This window comes from Legionella cherrii (assembly GCF_900635815.1).
Taxonomy (GTDB): Bacteria; Pseudomonadota; Gammaproteobacteria; order Legionellales; family Legionellaceae; genus Legionella; species Legionella cherrii.
Genome location: NZ_LR134173.1, coordinates 227771 through 246801 on the forward strand (window position 1 = coordinate 227771; position 19031 = coordinate 246801).

Below are 19031 nucleotides of genomic sequence, written 5' to 3' on the forward strand. Positions count from 1 at the left end.
CGTATAAAATAATCTCACTACGATCAAGGCTCACCCTTTGCATTACCGATGATGCATGTTACCCTTGCAGCCGTTTATTTTATACAAGTCAAATCCGATGGAAGTAGTAGATGTCGTCATTGTAGGTGCCGGTGCCGCCGGTTTGATGTGTGCCATTGAAGCAGGCAAACGCCACCGTAAGGTTTTGGTACTTGATCATGCCAATAAAGTTGGCAAAAAGATCTTAATGTCAGGTGGTGGTCGTTGTAACTTTACTAATTACTACATTGAACCTGAAAAATATAACTCCCATAACCCCCATTTTTTTAAGTCTGCCTTAACTCGTTATACCCAATGGGATTTTATTGAACTTGTAAAAAAATATAAGATTCCCTTTCATGAAAAAACCTTAGGGCAACTATTTTGTGATAATAAATCAAAAGATATTGTCGATATGTTGCTTAAAGAATGTGATGCAGCAGGGGTTACAATCCAATTAAATACCAGCATAGAAGACATTCAAAAATCACAACATTTTAAAATAAAAACCAATAAAGGAATTGTTCCTTGTCAGTCATTAGTTATTGCCAGTGGTGGTTTATCCATACCCACGATGGGAGCCACCCCCTTTGCTTATAAAGTTGCAGAGCAATTTGGTATCAAAGTATGGCCTACTCGGGCCGGATTAGTTCCTTTTACTTTGGATGTTGTCGAGAAAGAAAAAATAGCCCCGCTTTCAGGGATTAGTGTTGACAGTTTAGTAAAAAATACACGCATTGAATTTCGTGAAAATACGCTATTCACTCATCGCGGTTTGAGTGGCCCTGCCATTTTGCAATTGTCTTCTTATTGGCATCCAGGCGAGAGCATTTGTATTAATTTATTACCTGAAATTAATCTTCTGGACTATTTAAAAACTGCACGAGCAGATAAACCACAAAAACAGTTAAATTCAATCTTGTCCATGAACTTACCGAAACGAGTTATTGAACTCTTCATTGCACCTGAGATTATCGACAAGAAACTTGCTGAGCTCTCAAATCGTGATTTGGAGTCTGTGGCGAAACAACTCAACTCTTGGCTGGTTAAACCTAATGGTACAGAAGGGTACCGTACTGCTGAAGTAACCATTGGCGGCGTAGATTGTCATGCGATTTCATCAAAAACTATGGAGGCTCAAGAGGTCCCTGGACTTTATTTTATCGGCGAAGCCTTAGACGTCACCGGTTGGTTAGGAGGCTACAATTTTCAATGGGCATGGTCCTCAGGATGGGCCGCGGGGCAAGTAGTATAAATCCTTTACCTGGCATTTTCTCATCGATGACTATTGCAGGCATAGCTTGATTCTTGGTTGAACTTTCTTTTAATAAAAACGTGTTATGGAACTTTTGTCCGGCCAAGGCTTAGCCTACGTCGATTCTATTGTTACTAGAAGCTGCGGTTATCTTAAAAAGAAGTAAACAATAATTGTTAAAATGATGGATAAAACAAGGTATAAAAATTTACCAAGATGCATCTCACTTAAAAGATTTTTCGCTTTTTCCCAATAGTCGATTAGATCAATAATAAACGCGCCGCAAAACCATAAATAGATGGGGCGTTGCCAAAATGGTTTATCTAAAAAACCTCCTAAAACAAATAATTGTTTTTTGCATAAACTGCAATAATAAACAGCTTGGTCCGTCGTGATTAATCTTTTTTCCCAACACACCGTGGGTTCCATACGCTGTCGGCAAAACTTACACTGGATTTTCATATTATTAGGATTTTAATACGATATGGACAATATTTTACCATAAAAAAAGAGGCAGAACATTAAATAAGTAGCGTGGCTGCAAGAGGCTAACAGAGTGGAAAACATTCATTATTGTTAAATAACCTGATTACCTAACTCTTTTCATTAAGTACAAACCCAATAAAGCAAAAATAAAAGTAGGCCCTAAAGCAGCTAATTCAGGCGGTAATTGAAATACGGTACTCAGCGGACCAAAAAAACGGCTCAAAATATGGAAGCTGAATCCTACTGCCGCGCCAACCAACAGTTTTGAGCCCATAGTCGTTGAACGCAAAGGACCAAAAATGAATGGGATGGAAAGGATCATCATCACCATAGTCGTAAATGGTTGAATAATCCGTTGTAGAAAAGCAAACTGATAATTATGGACATTTTGATGATTTCGCTTTTGCTCTCTTATATAACGATTCAATTCTTGTAAGGTCATTTCATCCGGTTCAATACTGCTGATTGTCAAAATTTTTGGTTTTACCGATACATCCCAGGGAAGAGAGGCAACTGTCTGTGTTTTGGTTTTATCTGCTTCAAAATCGGTTTGCTGTACATTATATGCAATCCAACCTGCAGGGGTATAGCGGGCTTCGGCAATAAAACGAGACATTTTTAAATGATGATGATTATCAAAACGAAATTGATAAATATTATTTAAAATATTATTAGGAAGGATTAAACCTACTGAAATAAAATCATTGCCATACCGTAACCAAGATCCCTTTGAAGTTCTTAATGTTTGTCCGCCACTGACTGCAGCAGTCTTGTAATCATTGGCATAATGCGATAAGTAGGGAATTACAGTTTCTCCTAATGCAGTAACCAACACAATCAGTACAATGGAGGCTTTTAAAACCGCAAGAGTAATCTGCCCTATAGACATTCCTGATGCCCGCATGACCACCAACTCACTATGATTAGCCAAAATTCCAAGGCCAATCAAGCAGCCCAGGAGGCTTGCCATAGGAAAAAATAAATAGACTTGGTAGGGCATTTGCAATAAAACAAAAAAAGCAGCTTGGGTAATCCCATAATCCACTCGACCTAAATCATTTAATTGGTCGACAAATAAAATGAAAATTTGTAGCCCGACGAGCATGAGCGTCACTAACCCAATTGAGCCAAGAACAGTTTTTGCAATATAGCGATCTAAAATTTTCATCATGCCAATTTCGCCTGATTACGCCTGATTAAGAACAAACCGAAGGCAACTACGATAAGATGTACCCACCATAAACCGATCCATTGAGGTGTTTTTCCAGAAACCATTGCATCACGGGCAATAAATAACAAATTAGCATATAAAATATAAATGATGATTGCGGGGAATAATTTAGCATATTTCCCTGAGCGTGGATTAATACGACTCAAAGGAACAGCGATTAAAGTCAAAGTAAATACCATAATGGGCACAGACAAACGCCATTGCAACTCTGCTGCCTTAGCAGGATCTTCATTGTTGAAAGGGAGTAAACTGGCCGTACTCATTGTGCGTAGATCTTGCGATATATTGACAACAGGATGTGGCAACCGGGCTTTATACTGTCCAAATTCTGCGACTTGATAATCGGCCTGCCCTGGAATTCCTTGATATTCTTTGCCTTTTTGCAGAATGATATAGTCCTCTCCTGTTTTTGCATCAGTTTCTGCAAAAGCTTGATCCGCCCATAGGATATCCCAACGAATTTGATCATTGACCGAACTACGTTTTGCCAAAAATACTTGTTCCGCTTTGGTATGATCCCGACTCATCGATTGAACATAAAACACTTCTTGACCTTCATTAATCGCATGAAAACGTCCAGGCATAATCGTTTGTACCAAAGTTTTTATCCCTGTAGTTCGCAACAACTTCGCTCGTTCAATATAAATTAAAGGACTTCCCCAAATCATAATCACAGCCACAATAATCGCTACGACAGTCGCCATAATAAAACTGTGTTTTAATAACTGATTTGGCCCATAACCACAGGCACGCAATACGGTCATCTCACTCTCAGCATACAAACGACCATATGCGAGCAACATGGCAATATAAAAACCTAATGGAACCAATAGACTCAATAAAGTGGGTAGTTCCAGCATCATTAACTTCATAATAATGACACCAGGGATATTACCGGAGGCTGCGCGATTGAGGTATTGAATAAGTTGGTTACTCAGAAAAATTAATACGAGTATGGAGGTGAGCGCAATTAAAGTGAGAAACACTTCTTTGGCTAAATAACGAAAAATAATCACCCAATGCCCCTATTTTAATAACCTTTTCTAATTTTTTTCTAACCTTAAAGCATTGTATCCTCTTGCAGGAAACTAAAAAAGTCTTTTCTAACCGTACCTTGGAACAATAGTTTCTTGAGTTTAGTTAATTGTAATTGAATCAATTGATTAATAAATTTATATAAAGATACTTTGTTAACCACAATATCCATTGACTTATAAATCGATAATTGAGTCAAAAGTACAGAAAATGGATTTAAATAATGTTTCGAAAGAGGGGCACGTGAAGCCCCGTCTACAGCATTGAATTGGGATGAAATAAAGAGTTCAAATATAAAAAAAGCAGTCCAAGCTTAATTGCTTCAACTGCTTTAAAATAAGATGTTTAATTAATGTTTTACTTCTGTAGCTTTTTTAGCTTCTTGGACGAAACCTAACATTGCTTTTTCAAGGATTTGAAACGATTTTTGCATGTAATCCAAAGCCTTTTTTCCATTTTCAACAGCTAGATTAACTTGCTTTTCTAATAACTCTTCAGGCTTTTTAATATTAGAAAGTTCTTCAGGCTTCAGATAATTCAAACTTTGCAGCGTTTTCACGTTCAATTCAGCCATTGCTTGAAAAGGTTCTTGAATTTTTTTAGCCGCTTCGGTCCATCTTTCAAAATTTTGTTGACTCATGATATTCTCCACTATGTTGCATTGCACAATTTAATATTAGTCTATTCATGACTCATTTGTCAATGAGTTAAGTAAATATTTTTTTGCAATGCACCATAAAAAATCAACAACTATTGAAGTCCTTTATCTTCACGCCAGTACTGACATTTTAACTTTTAAATATACTCTGCCATTGTTGCATCATCTGTTGCATTTGTTGATTCCAGTTTTCAGTTGCCTGAAGATAAGGATTATTTTGCAATGGTTTTTCCATAACTTGGAACATTTGCTCCATCATTTGTTTTAAAGAAGCATGCATCGGATGATTTGCCAAAGCAATGATCTGCCGCAAAATATCGGAAGATAAAAATTGAGTTGAACCAGCTTCCATCTCCACAATAATTTGCAACAAGATCGAGTTCGTTAAATCGTTACCAGTTAGCGAATCCTCTACTTTAAATTGCATACCCTCTACAACATAACGCTGTAAGTCTTCAAGGGTTATATATTGACTTGTCTCCGTATCATACAGTCGACGGTTTTTGTATTTTTTTATTAATCGAGTCATAGTTTTCTCTTGATTTTAGGTGCTATTCCATTAAGAGGAAATATCACTTCTCCCCGTGGGGAGAAGGAGCCCGCCAGGGCGGATGAGGGTATTCATTGTGGCTAATAATCCCTCACCAATACCCTCTCCCATATGTAGGAGATGGGATTTTTATAAAGTAAATAAAAGGGTTTTAATACATATGAAGGCCGCCATTGACGCTGAGATTAGCACCTGTAATATATCGACTCTTCTCGCTAATTAAAAACTCTACCGCCCAGGCAATTTCTTGTGTTTGCGCCAAACGCTTTGCAGGAATTTGAGCAATAATCGCATCCAGAATATCGGGTCTTATGCCTTTCATTAAGCGAGTATCCACATACCCAGGTGATAGACTATTGACGGTGATGTTCTTACTCATTAATTCCTGAGCCAAACTTTTAGTAAAACCGTAGACACCCGCTTTTGATGCAGCATAATTTGCTTGCGAAAATTGTCCTTTTTGGGCATTCACTGAAGAAACATTTACAATTCGTCCTGATTCGTGTTCTTTCATGTTTTCAACAACATGACGAGTTACATTAAACATACCATCAAGATTTACCGTCAATACTTCATCCCATTGCTTCTTAGTCATTTTTGTAAATACAGCATCGCGAGTGATACCCGCGTTATTAATTAACACATCAATATTACCAAACTGCTCAATAATGGAAGAAATAACCTCCCCGCATTGATCATAATCGGTTACATCCATATGACGGAAATGAATATTTTTATATCCTTCATCCATCAGCTCTTTTTGCCATGCTTTGCCCTCTTCTTCTGTAATTAAATCAAGAGCAAAAACATGTTTGTAAGATGAATTCAATTCTTTCGCAATTGCTGTGCCTATATCTCCAGTACCACCAGTAATCAAAACGATATTATTATGTTGCATGAGATTCTCTATAAGTTAGGAGTTTGAGAATAAAACAACTACAATGCCCCAGATTTTTAACAGCAAACCCTGGTGCGCATTTACATATATTGCCCACCATTCACATCCAAGTTCGCGCCAGTAATAAATCCACTGTCTGGAGATGCTAAAAAAGCAACTGCATCAGCAACTTCTTTTGAATGACCTAAACGACCAACAGGAATACTTGAAATAATAGACTTTAATACCTCTTCTTTTAAAGAAGCAAGCATGGGTGTTTCTATATAGCCAGGAGAAACCGTATTCACGGTTATGCCTTTATTTGCTACTTCTAATGCCAAGCTTTTGCTAAAACCATACAAAGCAGACTTGGTAGAAGCGTAGTTACATTGCCCGAATTGGCCTTTTCGGCCATTAATTGAAGAAATACTGATGATGCGGCCATAACCTTTCTCGATCATTACGGGAATTACATTGCGGGTCATATTAAATACGCTAGTCAAATTCGCATCGATCACATTTTGCCATTGTTCTGGAGTCATTTTTCGTAAACTACAATCCTGAGTGATGCCCGCATTGTTAACCAGGACATCAACACGACCATAACGCTCCATGATTAAAGACATTATTTTTTCACAATCTGCAAATTGCGCGATATCCCCATACACGATATCAATATCATAGCCTAGCTTTTTTTGCTCTGCTTGCCATTGCTTCGCTTCTTCATGGTTTCCATGCTTGAAATAACACGCGACTACTTGAAAATCGGCAGCTAAACGTTGACAAATGGTTGTGCCGATACCACCAGTTCCACCAGTAACTATTGCTACACCTTTCATCATAACCAACTCCCTGTTATTGCGATATTAAAATACTACTATAGAAAATCGAGACTAAAAGTCAAATATCCTCTTCACTGCCATTAAGCTTCATGCCTATGTAAAATGGTCATTCCCGCCTAGGGGAGGGCTCATCTCTATCAGCAAAGCCAATTCAGGGATGAGACTTCCGTCTATACGGGAATGACCATATTCCTTAACCTAATGCAGCCCCCTCAACTCCTTTCCATGAGATGAGCCGTTGCGCGAATTCAAAAATGATAAAAGGATTACCTATATACCGGCACATATCCTTTGAGCTGTTGCGCAAATTGTCTCAATACATCAAGGCCTGATTCTTCTGCTTGTCTACACCATTGTTGCAATGCTTCGATTAACTCTTTTTGCGTGGATGCAGTTTTTAACCAAATATTTTGAAGTGACTGTTTGTAGGCGTAAACTACACGTAATTGTTCACGGGCTTCAAGCAAATTCGATAAACGCATTTTAGCTTTTGAGTTCAACAGACGATTTTCCCGACGCAATAAACTTCCAGCGCGCGCAAAAAGTTTTTTGCCTTCTTTACTCTCAATGCTGCTGTTTTTTTCTTGCTTGAGTATAGGTCGAATCACACTTTTATAATAATTAGACATCACCTGAAAGCGATTTCCAATCACTGCTTTTACGGTGTCTATATCGACCTGCAGCTTGCCCTCGTCCATAGCCAATTTAGGTGGTAACTTTTTCACTTTGGCAAGACCTAAAAAGGACAAGATACGGATATACATCCAACCTATATCAAACTCCCACCATTTAATAGAAAACTTTGCTGAAGAAGCAAACGTATGATGATTGTTATGCAACTCTTCGCCGCCTATCCAAAAACCCCAAGGGAAAATATTTCTTGCAGCATCCGGGCATTCAAAATTTCTATACCCCCAATGATGGCCGATCCCGTTAATTACTCCAGCAGCATGAAATGGTATCCACATCATTTGAATGGCCCAAATGGTAATTCCAGGGACACCAAACAAAAATAAATCAATAAGCAACATGAGTAAAATTCCCTTGGCAGAATGAGGGGAATAAACTTTTCGCTCAAGCCAGTCTGTAGGAGTACCATGAGAGTATTTGGCAATCATTTCTTTATCTTTACGAGCTGTTTTGTAGAGTTCAGCTCCTTCCCAAAATACTTTTTTAATGCCAAAAACTACCGGGCTGTGAGGATCACCCTCAACATCTGATGATGCATGATGTTTACGATGTATAGCAACCCAATCTGCCGTAACCATTCCCGTAGTTAACCACAACCAAAAACGAAAAAAATGACTGATAATAGGGTGCAGTGTCAGCGCGCGGTGGGTTTGATTTCGATGAAGATATATTGTTACCGCCGCGATAGTAATTTGCGTGAAAATCAACGTCGCAATCACATATCCCCAAAAAGACAGGTTTAAATAACCAAAAACCATAATAGCTCCACTTCAAATGCAAAAATGCAAATTAAGAAAAAACTCATCCTTTAGTTGGGTACCTCTTGTAAGAATTCCCGAAAATCCTTATCTTATTAATAAGGATACCACAATTTTACTCTTTACGTTGCAACATTTCATTATGTAGCCGATAATTAATAGTGAATAAACTATGGAATCAAGCAATGAACGATAAATTCCCTCTGGGAAAAATCTTTGAAAATTTGGTGCCTTTTATTATAGCAGGTTGTGCTATCGCCCTATTTTTTGGTTTGTTATTTATGTTCTCCTACGTTTTAGTTTGGGGAATCATTATAGGGGCTATCCTATGGATTGTTGCCACTATTAAACAATACCTGTTCCCAAGCAGCTCGACTAAAAAAGAAGTGATTAAAAAAAATGAGGGCCGCATCATTGAGCATGACGATAAAAAATAATGCCTGAATTACCTGAGGTTGAAACGACTAAAGAAGGAATTAAACCCCATCTCGAAGGTCAGACAATTCAAGGGGTTATAGTTCGTAATCCCAAGCTGCGAATCCCTGTGCCTGATAATTTGGCTTCCTGTTGTGCTGGTAAAAAAATAATCGCCGTTACCCGCAGAGCGAAGTATATTCTACTGCAGCTCTCAACAGGACATCTTTTAATTCATCTCGGCATGTCGGGGCATTTACGCATTGTATCGGCTCAGAGTAAACCCGACAAACACGATCACATTATGTTGATGCTAAACAACGGCCTGGTATTACGGTTTTGTGATCCCAGACGTTTTGGTTTATTTCTTTATATTCAGGAAAACCCATACCAACATCAATTGCTTGCCCATTTAGGCCCGGAACCTCTTTTGGACGAATTTAATGGTCTTTATTTATTTCAAAGAGCCAAAAATAAAAATAAACCCATCAAATCATTGATTATGGATAATGACATTGTGGTAGGAGTTGGAAATATTTATGCATCAGAAAGTCTATTTTTAGCGAATATACATCCTAATACTCCCGCAAAAATGCTTTCTGAAGAACTGTGTGACAGACTCACTACACAGATTAAAGAAGTGCTGAAACAAGCCATCATCTCGGGGGGGACAACCTTGCGCGATTTTTATGCTTTTGATGGCAAACCCGGTTATTTCAGTATATCGCTCAAAGTATATGGCCGAAAAGATCAACCTTGTTTGCGCTGCAACCACCCTATTGAATCGCTGATAATTGCCGGACGTAATTCCTTTTTCTGCCCTGCATGCCAAAATTAATTTTTTAATGCTCGAATGTGAGCATGCAATAAAATGATCTCCAATGTTTTTGATATTCATGGCGTCTTTCCAGATGACTCCGTGTTGAGGAGGAATGGAAGATTTAGTCCCAGTGAGTTCGTCACCTGGGGCAGGAAGTATATTTTTTTGCTCAATAGGCTAAACTTTCTATATTGAATCAACATTTCTAAGTTGAATGAGACTCTTTAAAAACTATCTGGGCATTCGTATGAACTTGCGCTATATTACCGCTACTTTACTTAACTCTAACACTAATGAAAATCAATCAATTACGAACCGCATTGGTTCTTTGTAATATAATGTTTTATACAGCAGTAACCAGTACGCGCTGTATTTTTAAATATTTTTTTAGCACCATAAATCGAAAATGGACAGATAAAGCGATCCATCATTGGGTTGATCAATTGCTCAATGCAGTACAAGTAGAATATAAAGTAATCAATCCTTTTAATGTCCAGCCACAAGAAGGAAGGGCTACAATTCTGATGTGCAATCATTCAAGTGCCTACGATATTCCACTTGCATTCAAGGCCTTTCCAAATCACTCCATTCGCATGCTCTCTAAAAAAGAACTCGCAAAAGTTCCCCTAATGGGTAAAGCAATGGTAGCTGCAGAATTTCCTTTTATAGATAGGAAAAATAAATATCAAGCCATTAAAGACTTGGCCTATGCACAACAGCTGATGGAGAGTGGAATCATTATGTGGATTGCCCCTGAAGGAACTCGCTCCAAAGATGGGAAAACTTGGGTCGTTTAAAAAAGGGGGCTTTATCACTGCAATTCAATCCAAAGCAACGATTATTCCTATAGGAATACGTGGTGCCAATAATATTTTACCCGCACGGACCTTTAATTTTCATCTGAAGCAAAAAGCAGAAATACATATAGGCAAACCAATCGATGCCTCACAATTCACTATTGAAAATAAAGAACAATTGATTCAACACACTTATTCAGTAATCAAAGAACTGGTCGGAGAAAATCAGTCTCAATAATAGTGTCGTAGCCACAAGTAAAAAATCTAGAGAAAAAGCCAAATTTGAGTGCCAAATAGGGCTTTTTCGGTTAGAACCTTGCTCCATGCCCATATCCGCTTGGAGCGTTCACTATAGATGCAGCTAATCCAATAGCTCTCGGATCTGATGCCGCAGTAAGGATATTCGTTTGCTTATCCCAGGTAATCGCTTGCATATCACCATAGTATCGTTCTAAGGGCATTAGATGATACCCCATGGCTTTTAATGCTTCTTGAATCGCAGGCGGAAAAGTATCCGGTTCAAACTGCAGCACATCAGGTAAATACTGATGATGAAAGCGCATCGCTGAAACCATACTGATTGCACCGTACGCATCGTGGAATACTAATGATGCAATCAAAACCATAGTAGGAATACGACTGCCTCCCGGAGTCCCTAAAATGGCAACACGTTGTGGTAATTCAAGAAAGGTAGGTGTCATGCTGGATAATGGTCTTTTGCCGGGAGCGATAGCATTTTTATCGCCGCCAACAATACCAAAAACATTTTCCTCGCCAACTTTAGTAGAAAAATCATCCATTTCATCGTTTAGCAAAACACCGGTACCATCGGCTACAACACTGGAGCCAAAAATATAATTTATGGACATTGTTGCAGAAACCCGATTACCCTCCGCATCAATAATAGAGATATGCGAAGTATTCGTAGTCTTTGGTTGCATTGCTGACTGTTTTTTAACCTGTCCCTGTAAAACGGCACTAGGAAGTGTTTTATGTGGTGGGATTAAGGTACTTAACTTTTTCCCATTCTCTGCAGAAATTAAATTCTCAATGGGAATAGTCACAAAATCAGGATCGCCCAAAAACTGCTCGCGCTGCCAATAGGCCAAACGCATAGACTCTACCAAGTGATGTATCCATTGAATTTTTGAGAATGAAGACAAGGAATAGTGAGACAATATATTCAGCATAGTCAATAACGCAACGCCTCCTGCTGAAGGTGGAGGTGCGGTTATAATTAACATGTTATGATAGGCACCAATTAATGGTTCTCTCACTTTGATTTTATATTTCGCTAAATCCTCAAGGGTCCAAATTCCTCCCGCAGCGTTAACCCCCTTAACCAAACGTTCTGCAACTGCTCCAGTATAAAAGCCGCCTTCGCCCTTCTCGGCGATTAACTTTAGGGTGTTTGCCAAATCCGTTTGAATTAATCGCTCCCCAATGCGATAAGGACGTCCATTGTTCAAGAAGATTTTCGCTGTAGAAGGATATTTCTTGATTTGCTCCAGCCGGTCTTCGTTTTTCAAGAATGAGCTTAATTGCTTATCAACCTCAAAGCCCTCTTCTGCTAATTTTATTGCAGGAGCAAGCGATTGTGCTAAAGGTAATCGTCCATAATTCTTGGCAATGTAGGCCAATGCTGCTGGCTCACCAGGAATTGCTGCAGCTAGGCCTCCATTTAAGGATAGTCCGGGTATCACCTGCCCATCAGCCCCTAAATACATGTCTGCTTTTGCGGCTTGAGGTGCTACCTCTCGTCCATCAATAAAGATGTTTTTATGCTGATTTTCTTGATGCAGTAACCAAAATCCTCCTCCACCCAGTCCTGAATGGTATGGTTCAACAACAGCTAATGCTGCAGTTACAGCAATTGCTGCATCAAAGGCATTTCCACCATTCGCTAAAATTTCGAGTCCGGCATTAGTTGCTAATGGATTTGCACTGGCCACTGCATAACCAGGAGCTAGGGTTTTATTTTGCTGGGCAAGCGCATTAGTAGGAAAATATAGAAAATTGATGCTACTCGTAATCAGGAAAAAGCCATTAAATAGTCTTCTAAGTCCCATGTTCATGTTGCCTCTTTTGGAGTTCTCTGACGACACAAGAGGGAACGAACTGAGAAATATCTCCTTTCAGAAGCGCAATTTCACGCACCAGAGTAGAAGAAATATACATAAAATTTTCTGAGGGGGTTAAAAAAATTGTTTCTATTTGTTTGGATAATTTTCGATTCATTCCGGCCAGTTGAAATTCATATTCAAAATCAGACACTGCGCGCAAACCGCGTAAAACAACTCCTGCATTCTGCTCTAATGCAAAATCAATTAACAGGTTATCAAATCCCAGTACACGTACTCCAGGCAAATGGGCAATTGCCTCTTCAACAAGTTTAATACGTGTCTCTAGTGGCAAAAACGGACGTTTCGCTTTATTGCTCGCTACGGCAACAATAATTTCAGGAAAAATCGTAGCGGCACGACTAATAATATCAACATGTCCATTCGTAACGGGATCAAAAGTTCCAGGATAAATTGCTTTTAATTTCATAATGATTAAGACTAATTGCATATGCGAACAGTCTAGCGTATTGTTAATTGAAAAACTACATAAAAGGACTTGAGGTGACCAATGAATAATATAAAACGATTAATAATAATGATAACCCCCTTTTTGTTAACCGCCTGCGCTCCTCCGCGACCTGCAGCAGAATTACCCGAAAATAAAGTCATGCCTGTAGAACAACGTAAAGCAAAAACAGAGACGGTTTCCTCATGGGAACTTCGCGGGGCCATGGCAGCAAAAAATAAAAACAAAGGATGGTCAGCTGCCATGAATTGGAGACAGGAAGGACCTAATGCTTATCAAATCCGGCTTATGGGCCCATTAGGAAGTGGAACAGTCCTTATTGATAAAAAAGGCAATACCATTACCTACCAAGATGGACCCAAAAAGATCAGCTCACATAATGCGGACGAATTATTAGTAGAGCAAACAGGAATTCGTCTTCCGGTGAACAACCTTTATTATTGGGTGAGAGGACTCCCTGCTCCAGGGCCTGTTCAAGCTGAACACCGAGATAAGTACAATCACCTGGTTGCAATGAAACAAAATGGTTATACCATTAATTTCACCAAATATACTTCCGTTAAAGGTATTGATCTGCCAAGTATGATTCGTCTTGAAGGCAATGGAGTTATGGTTAAAGTAGTGATTCAAAACTGGACTATTTAAATCCTAGTCAGAATTGGTTAAAAGCAAGATTTAGAAGATCACTTTATCTGAATCTTGCTTTTAAATTATTAGTTTTTTATTGCATATGATATTCTTGTTCCAATGTCAACTCCTGCTTCCATTTAAAAATATAAAAAATTATTGCTTTCAAAGTTGACATGTTTCCAAAAGCACTGCAAAATACGCAGCACATTTGCAGGGATGAACGCAATTTTATAATGGATGATTGTAAGAATCTGCAAATTTAGGGGTGTCGCCAAGCGGTAAGGCACAGGGTTTTGATCCCTGCATACCTAGGTTCGAATCCTAGCACCCCTGCCACATTCTTGTTGATTCAAGTAAACAGACAGCAGAAGATAACCTGGAAGGATGCGTTCTAGTAATGCTCAAATAATAATAATATCTTTTTGGCTGTCTTCTGCTATGTGTTTAAGTTAAATGATTAAACCTAAATCTAAAGGCTTTTTACACATGTCCACAATGATGATTTTTGCCGGAAATGCAAATCCGGAATTAGCTCAACAAATCTCTTCTCATCTGCAAATACCTATTGGCCAGGCTACTGTTGGTACTTTTAGCGATGGGGAAACCATGATTGAAATTCTTGAAAATGTTCGTGGTAGGGACGTTTTTATAATTCAATCAACTTGCGCACCTGCTAGTAATAACCTCATGGAACTTTTGACTATGGCTGATGCGCTACGAAGATCTTCTGCTGCTCGTATCACCGCTGTAGTTCCTTATTTTGGTTATGCACGCCAGGATCGACGAGTACGCTCCGCACGTGTGCCTATTACAGCAAAAGTCGTTGCGGATATGATGGCTTCCGTAGGCATTTGTCGTGTTCTTACAGTAGACCTTCATGCAGACCAGATTCAAGGCTTTTTCTATATGCCTGTAGATAACGTTTATGCAACTCCGATACTTCTCGAAGACATAAAAAAACAGAATCTAAAAAGCATTATGGTCGTTTCCCCCGATGTGGGAGGTGTTGTTAGAGCTCGAGCAGTAGCGAAGCGTCTTGACCATGCTGAGTTGTGTATTATAGACAAACGTCGCAGTGGCCCTAATAAATCTGAAGTAATGCATATTATTGGTGAGCCAAAGAATAAAGACTGCATTATTGTCGATGATATTGTTGATACTGCAGGAACTCTCTGCTCTGCTTCCCATGAGCTAAAGAAAAATGGCGCTCATAGCGTTAGAGCCTATATAACACACCCCGTTTTATCTGGCCCTGCAATCAATAATATTAAAAATTCAGGACTCGATGAAATTGTAGTGACCGATACTATTCCCTTATCAGATGAAGCTCGGAAATGTGAAAAAATTCGCGTTGTCAGTTTATCGGACATGCTCGCCCAGGCGATAAAAAGGGTGAATATTGAAGAATCTGTAAGCTCAATGTTTGCTGAGTAACTGTACCCTAATTACTTGCTACACGCTCTGCAAATTGTAGGCTGGGCCTTGACCAACAAAAAGCTCCATAATGCATTGATGTTGGACCAAGGCTTAACCTACATCTATTTGTTTCCCCTGTCCACTTAGCGCTTTAATTTTTTCTTTGCCGGAATGTGGTGAAATGTCTGCAGATTGAACGCAGGGATTTTTGACCTATACTGCATTAGCATACTTCATCAATTTACATTAAAAAAAAAGGAGCTCGCTCGCTCCTCTTCTTTAATTCAATTTTCCGTTAGTCTCGAGTACCAACATATTTATCATCGAAATATCGACGCAATTTAGTTCTCAAAGTACCACGGCTAATCCCCAGCATAATTGCTGCACGTGACTGATTGTACTTGCAATGTTCCATCACTGCGCGAAACAAAGGTGTTTCGATCTCTTCAAGTACAAATTGGTATAAGTCAACAGGATCAGTTCCCTTAAGCTCGGAAAAATATTTTTGCACTGAAAGAGTTACGCTTTCGGCCAGAGAAGCGGTGTTATCCACTACTTCGTTACTGATTGTTGTCATTATTATTAGCTCCTCCTTTTAAAAACAGTATATTACCGAAACAAGCCCATTGAGACAAGGGCAGAACAGAAAAAACTGCATTAAAAATCAATATATAATGTTCATTCACAGCGCAAGGAGTTCTTATAAGGAGTGAGTTGTTTTTTACGCACTCCTCCTTACAAAATTTCTCCAATTACATCTTAAAATTTCATCATTGAAGGGTCATATGGTTTGCCATTAATTGTAAATTTACCCTGGTCCAAACTGGCTTCAATCACAAAATCAGTTCCTTGAACTGTAATTAAGCCACTTTGCTGCAGTGCATTTATTTGTTTGTTGGTTTGCATTTCAGCTAATTGCTCAACTGTTGGGGCGGTCTGATTTGTTTGAGCGGTAGTTTGGTTCGCTTGCAATTGTTGTGTTAAGGTTTGTTGCAATTCAGGTTTTTTGGCGATTTGTTGAATCACTGATTGCTTCATAATCTCTTTTACAGCTTCTGCAGGAACTTGTAATTTTGCTTTACCCTGTATTTTTTGCATCATTTCAAATGGGTTAGCATTTTCACCCTTAGGCAAAGTAACAAAAAGATTTCCTTCAATCTGTCCCTGGGGAATCTTTAGGCTCAGTTTAGAGATTTCAAATTCCGCACCCTTATTAAATAATTTGGGTAGTTCAGGAAGCAAGGCAAGCATTGCTTGTTGGCGTTGCATGTCATTACCGTTTTGCATCGCCGTTGTTTGCTGATTAATTTTAGCCAACACATCCGCATCAAGATTTCTTAAAGCAACTTCCAAATCTCCTGGACCATAATTTTGACCATTTGCTAATAGAGATTTTAGAGTCACATTAAAATTAGTATTAAAAAGATGTTGCTCGATATCACTGTCTGACTTAATTACCAGATCGACAATCTCAAACATTTTTTGATCTTTGACTAAGACAACAAAAGACGGCAGCATGAAGTTTGCATCCCCAAGATACAATCCGGCGGGTGTCTCATGCAAATCATAATCGCTCGATACTTTACTTAAAGTAATTTTGGTATCATCTTTGGTAGCATTTAAGCCATCCAATTTGATTTTCCCTTCAACCTTTCCCATCCCAGAAGACATGGTGGTACTTGAGTTCATCCCCAACCATTCAAAGTTACCAGTACCATCTTTGGCAATTAATTTAAAGTTAGGCACTTTGAAATCGACGGTGCTTTCATTTAAGTAGTTCACGAAAATACTTAAATCCAACTGTGGCTTAACGGAGTCTTTAGAGAATTGGGCATCAAATTGCTCATTATATTGCGATGGAAACGGGAAAACTGTCTCAGCATAGCCCAACCCAAAGCGCAAACGCTTATTTGCAAAAATAACTGGACCATGATGGATTGTTAGTGGCATCTCTGAATTAAAATCTTGGGCAGGAAGAGTTTGAGGTTGTCCATTTGCATCTTTAACAACGCGTTCTGGAATATGCAAGCGCCATTTGATTTTGGCTTCAGAACTAAATAATCCTTTATGGTATTGCTCAATTTCAGCATATAAGCCATTTGATTGGTCAATTACTTCTACATTCTTTCTGATTGTTTTTTCAGTAAGAACACCCATGCCATAATATCCGCCTAGAATTAGAACGGCCAGGATAATTACTAATCCTGTAAATTTTTTCATTCTGTTCTCCATGTTATTAATTCGCAAGTAGCAAAACTGCAGCTCAAAGTATAACAGCAAATAACATCGGAGTGCGATAAGCTTATAAAAAAACAGCAATAACTATTTTTTATGTCAATTGATATTTTTTTCAAATTTGCTTGATGAACACGACTTGAGGTCATCCCGGCGTGTAACGCCGGATGACAAAGTAATTAATAATATTCGGGTGGAAAATAATCCCTAAAAAAGCCCTATGGGTTTAGGCGTGATTTTTAGGCTTACAATACGTTTCCTTAACTGTAAAAGCTAATATGAGAGCGATAATGGAACAAAGAGGAAGTATCCTTAAGCCCGCTTGGAAATCAGAGAGTAATAAAGTTTCAACATTATAAGCACGAGCACCTGAAACCATATCGACCAAGCGTCCAACCAAAGGCTGCAATAGAGCACCTACAAAGATTGATATCATATTGGTAAATGCAATAGAAGTTCCGACCACATTTCTGTCATGTATCTCAGTTGAGACCGCATAGGCTATGGCAACACCAGTATTTGTTACTCCGAAAAAGAAGAAGAGTAGATATGCTGATGTTTGGCTTAGCACAGGACTAAATACATAGAGAGAGGTAAGTATAACGCCAAAAACTGCAGAGAGTATCATTAAAGGCTTACGACGCCCCATTTTATCTGAAAGCCAACCGGATAAAGGACCGCTAATACCCCAACCAATAAAAATTAATCCTGTAGCAAATGCAGCTGCATGAGCTCCAAGTCCCCTACCAAATTGTAAGTATGCAGGGCCAATTGCCTCACCAATCACTGCGGTTGGGCCAAATAAAAATCCAGCATATAATGCATTGAGCCATGTTTGTCTGCACGATAATACAATTTTTAAGCTCTGGAGAATGCTGAGCTGATTTACAGAGTGGACTTCACTACGATGCTCGCCAGGTTTATCTTGTACAAATTGATACAATAACGCGGCAAGTGCGATAAATAGAAAAGCAATAATCAACATACTGTGGCGCCAACCCACATTAGTCACTAAAAATGAAACAGGCGCTTCACCAGCAGCAGCCCCTAGCATTCCTAATGCTTGGGTTAAACCGGCTAATAAACCCAACATGGTAGGTGGAAACCAGGATGTAGCTAATCTTAATGAGCAAATAAAAGCAAATGCCGCACTGAAACCTATGAGCATTCTACCTATTGAGGCCATGAACAACCCATCTGCAAGACCAAAAACACAACATCCGAACGCGGTAACTAATGACATTACTGTAAGTAGCCAACGGATACTTAATCGGTCTACCGTAAGGCCTACAGGAATTTGCATTAAAATATAAGGGACATAGAATGAGGCGGTTATTATGCCAAAGCCTGCTTCATTAATCCCAAAATCCATTTGCAAGTATCGATGCATTACGCCGGGTGCAACACGAGCCATATAATCAGAAAAATAGAACGCAGCAGCCAACCCCCATACTAACCAAGCAAATCCTAAATATTTTTTTTGGTTATAAATTTCTACTCTAGACTCATGTATTTTGTTCATAAACTCTCTACACTAATAAAAATCCTAATTAGTTTTGTTCGATTGAAAAGGTACAACTGGTAGACTCATCAAAAAACAAACCTCCAGGATAGAGTTTGTTAACATTCCATTTACATTCCGAGTTTACTAGTACATCTTTAACGGTATGAAATAGAATCAAACCCTAATATACTTATCCAAAAAATGAGCAATAATTCTGCAAAACAAA

18 protein-coding genes, 1 tRNA gene and 1 pseudogene are annotated in these 19031 nt (G+C 38.8%); 7 read left to right on the forward strand and 13 right to left on the reverse strand.

The features are described 5' to 3' along the window. Nucleotides 1-97 precede the first annotated feature (97 nt). Entirely contained in the window at nt 98-1273 is a 1176-nt protein-coding gene (locus EL022_RS00900) for a BaiN/RdsA family NAD(P)/FAD-dependent oxidoreductase (protein ID WP_028380785.1), read from the forward strand. Nucleotides 1274-1420: 147 nt separating this feature from the next. On the opposite strand, the gene EL022_RS00905 is transcribed toward EL022_RS00900, so the two are convergent. From EL022_RS00905 to EL022_RS00940, 8 genes are all read right to left on the reverse strand, one after another. Then, the gene (locus EL022_RS00905; RefSeq protein ID WP_237761209.1) at nt 1421-1690 is read right to left on the reverse strand and encodes a hypothetical protein; all 270 of its coding nucleotides are present in this window, start codon (nt 1688-1690) and stop codon (nt 1421-1423) included. A gap of 172 nt (nt 1691-1862) precedes the next feature. Further along, nucleotides 1863-2927 carry an LPS export ABC transporter permease LptG gene (lptG, locus tag EL022_RS00910; RefSeq protein WP_028380783.1) on the reverse strand — a complete coding sequence of 355 codons (1065 nt, stop codon included), beginning with the start codon at nt 2925-2927 and terminating at the stop codon, nt 1863-1865. Further along, a complete protein-coding gene (gene lptF / locus EL022_RS00915; protein ID WP_028380782.1) occupies nt 2927-4006 on the reverse strand; it encodes an LPS export ABC transporter permease LptF in 1080 nt (359 codons plus the stop codon). Before lptF ends, lptG begins: the two co-directional genes overlap by 1 nt. A gap of 368 nt (nt 4007-4374) precedes the next feature. Then, complete coding sequence (locus tag EL022_RS00920; RefSeq protein ID WP_028380781.1) at nt 4375-4665, reverse strand: phasin family protein; 291 nt, start codon at nt 4663-4665, stop codon at nt 4375-4377. Nucleotides 4666-4813: 148 nt separating this feature from the next. Then, the gene (locus EL022_RS00925; protein ID WP_028380780.1) at nt 4814-5212 is read right to left on the reverse strand and encodes a polyhydroxyalkanoate synthesis regulator DNA-binding domain-containing protein; all 399 of its coding nucleotides are present in this window, start codon (nt 5210-5212) and stop codon (nt 4814-4816) included. 172 nt (nt 5213-5384) lie between these two features. Next, complete coding sequence (gene phbB, locus EL022_RS00930; protein WP_028380779.1) at nt 5385-6131, reverse strand: acetoacetyl-CoA reductase; 747 nt, start codon at nt 6129-6131, stop codon at nt 5385-5387. 80 nt (nt 6132-6211) lie between these two features. Further along, nucleotides 6212-6952 (reverse strand): acetoacetyl-CoA reductase, encoded by a 741-nt coding sequence (phbB, locus tag EL022_RS00935; protein WP_028380778.1) that lies wholly within the window; start codon nt 6950-6952, stop codon nt 6212-6214. Nucleotides 6953-7218: 266 nt separating this feature from the next. Next, nucleotides 7219-8400, reverse strand: a complete 1182-nt coding sequence (locus EL022_RS00940; protein ID WP_028380777.1) for a DesA family fatty acid desaturase — start codon at nt 8398-8400, stop codon at nt 7219-7221. A 185-nt stretch (nt 8401-8585) separates the two neighbouring features. On the opposite strand from EL022_RS00940, the gene EL022_RS00945 reads away from it, so the two are divergent. The 3 genes and pseudogenes from EL022_RS00945 to EL022_RS00955 all read left to right on the forward strand — a co-directional run bounded on the left by EL022_RS00945 (nt 8586) and on the right by EL022_RS00955 (nt 10669). Then, a complete protein-coding gene (locus tag EL022_RS00945; protein ID WP_028380776.1) occupies nt 8586-8837 on the forward strand; it encodes a hypothetical protein in 252 nt (83 codons plus the stop codon). Then, on the forward strand, nt 8837-9652 hold the full coding sequence (gene mutM, locus EL022_RS00950) for a bifunctional DNA-formamidopyrimidine glycosylase/DNA-(apurinic or apyrimidinic site) lyase (protein WP_028380775.1): 816 nt from the start codon (nt 8837-8839) through the stop codon (nt 9650-9652). The genes EL022_RS00945 and mutM overlap by 1 nt, the downstream gene beginning before the upstream one ends. 275 nt (nt 9653-9927) lie before the next feature. Further along, nucleotides 9928-10669: pseudogene (locus tag EL022_RS00955) on the forward strand (lysophospholipid acyltransferase family protein). A 70-nt stretch (nt 10670-10739) separates the two neighbouring features. Here the strand turns inward: EL022_RS00955 and ggt are convergent. After that, nucleotides 10740-12500, reverse strand: a complete 1761-nt coding sequence (gene ggt / locus EL022_RS00960; RefSeq protein ID WP_028380773.1) for a gamma-glutamyltransferase — start codon at nt 12498-12500, stop codon at nt 10740-10742. Then, nucleotides 12490-13002 (reverse strand): pantetheine-phosphate adenylyltransferase, encoded by a 513-nt coding sequence (gene coaD / locus EL022_RS00965; RefSeq protein ID WP_028380772.1) that lies wholly within the window; start codon nt 13000-13002, stop codon nt 12490-12492. The genes ggt and coaD overlap by 11 nt, the downstream gene beginning before the upstream one ends. A gap of 60 nt (nt 13003-13062) precedes the next feature. Here coaD and lolB point away from each other — a divergent pair, with 60 nt between their 5' ends. The 3 genes from lolB (at nt 13063) to EL022_RS00985 (ending at nt 15084) form a co-directional block, all read left to right on the forward strand. After that, nucleotides 13063-13665, forward strand: a complete 603-nt coding sequence (gene lolB / locus EL022_RS00970) for a lipoprotein insertase outer membrane protein LolB (RefSeq protein ID WP_028380771.1) — start codon at nt 13063-13065, stop codon at nt 13663-13665. A gap of 246 nt (nt 13666-13911) precedes the next feature. Continuing rightward, a tRNA-Gln gene (locus tag EL022_RS00975) sits at nt 13912-13986 on the forward strand. A gap of 150 nt (nt 13987-14136) precedes the next feature. Next, nucleotides 14137-15084, forward strand: a complete 948-nt coding sequence (locus EL022_RS00985; protein ID WP_028380770.1) for a ribose-phosphate pyrophosphokinase — start codon at nt 14137-14139, stop codon at nt 15082-15084. 277 nt (nt 15085-15361) lie between these two features. Here the strand turns inward: EL022_RS00985 and EL022_RS00990 are convergent, their stop codons facing one another. From EL022_RS00990 to EL022_RS01000, 3 genes are all read right to left on the reverse strand, one after another. Further along, the gene (locus tag EL022_RS00990) at nt 15362-15643 is read right to left on the reverse strand and encodes a helix-turn-helix domain-containing protein (RefSeq protein ID WP_003633193.1); all 282 of its coding nucleotides are present in this window, start codon (nt 15641-15643) and stop codon (nt 15362-15364) included. Nucleotides 15644-15825: 182 nt separating this feature from the next. Continuing rightward, nucleotides 15826-17286, reverse strand: a complete 1461-nt coding sequence (locus EL022_RS00995; protein WP_028380769.1) for a YdgA family protein — start codon at nt 17284-17286, stop codon at nt 15826-15828. A 241-nt stretch (nt 17287-17527) separates the two neighbouring features. Next, nucleotides 17528-18823: an MFS transporter gene (locus tag EL022_RS01000; protein WP_028380768.1), complete on the reverse strand. Its 1296-nt coding sequence runs from the start codon at nt 18821-18823 to the stop codon at nt 17528-17530. Nucleotides 18824-19031 lie beyond the last annotated feature (208 nt).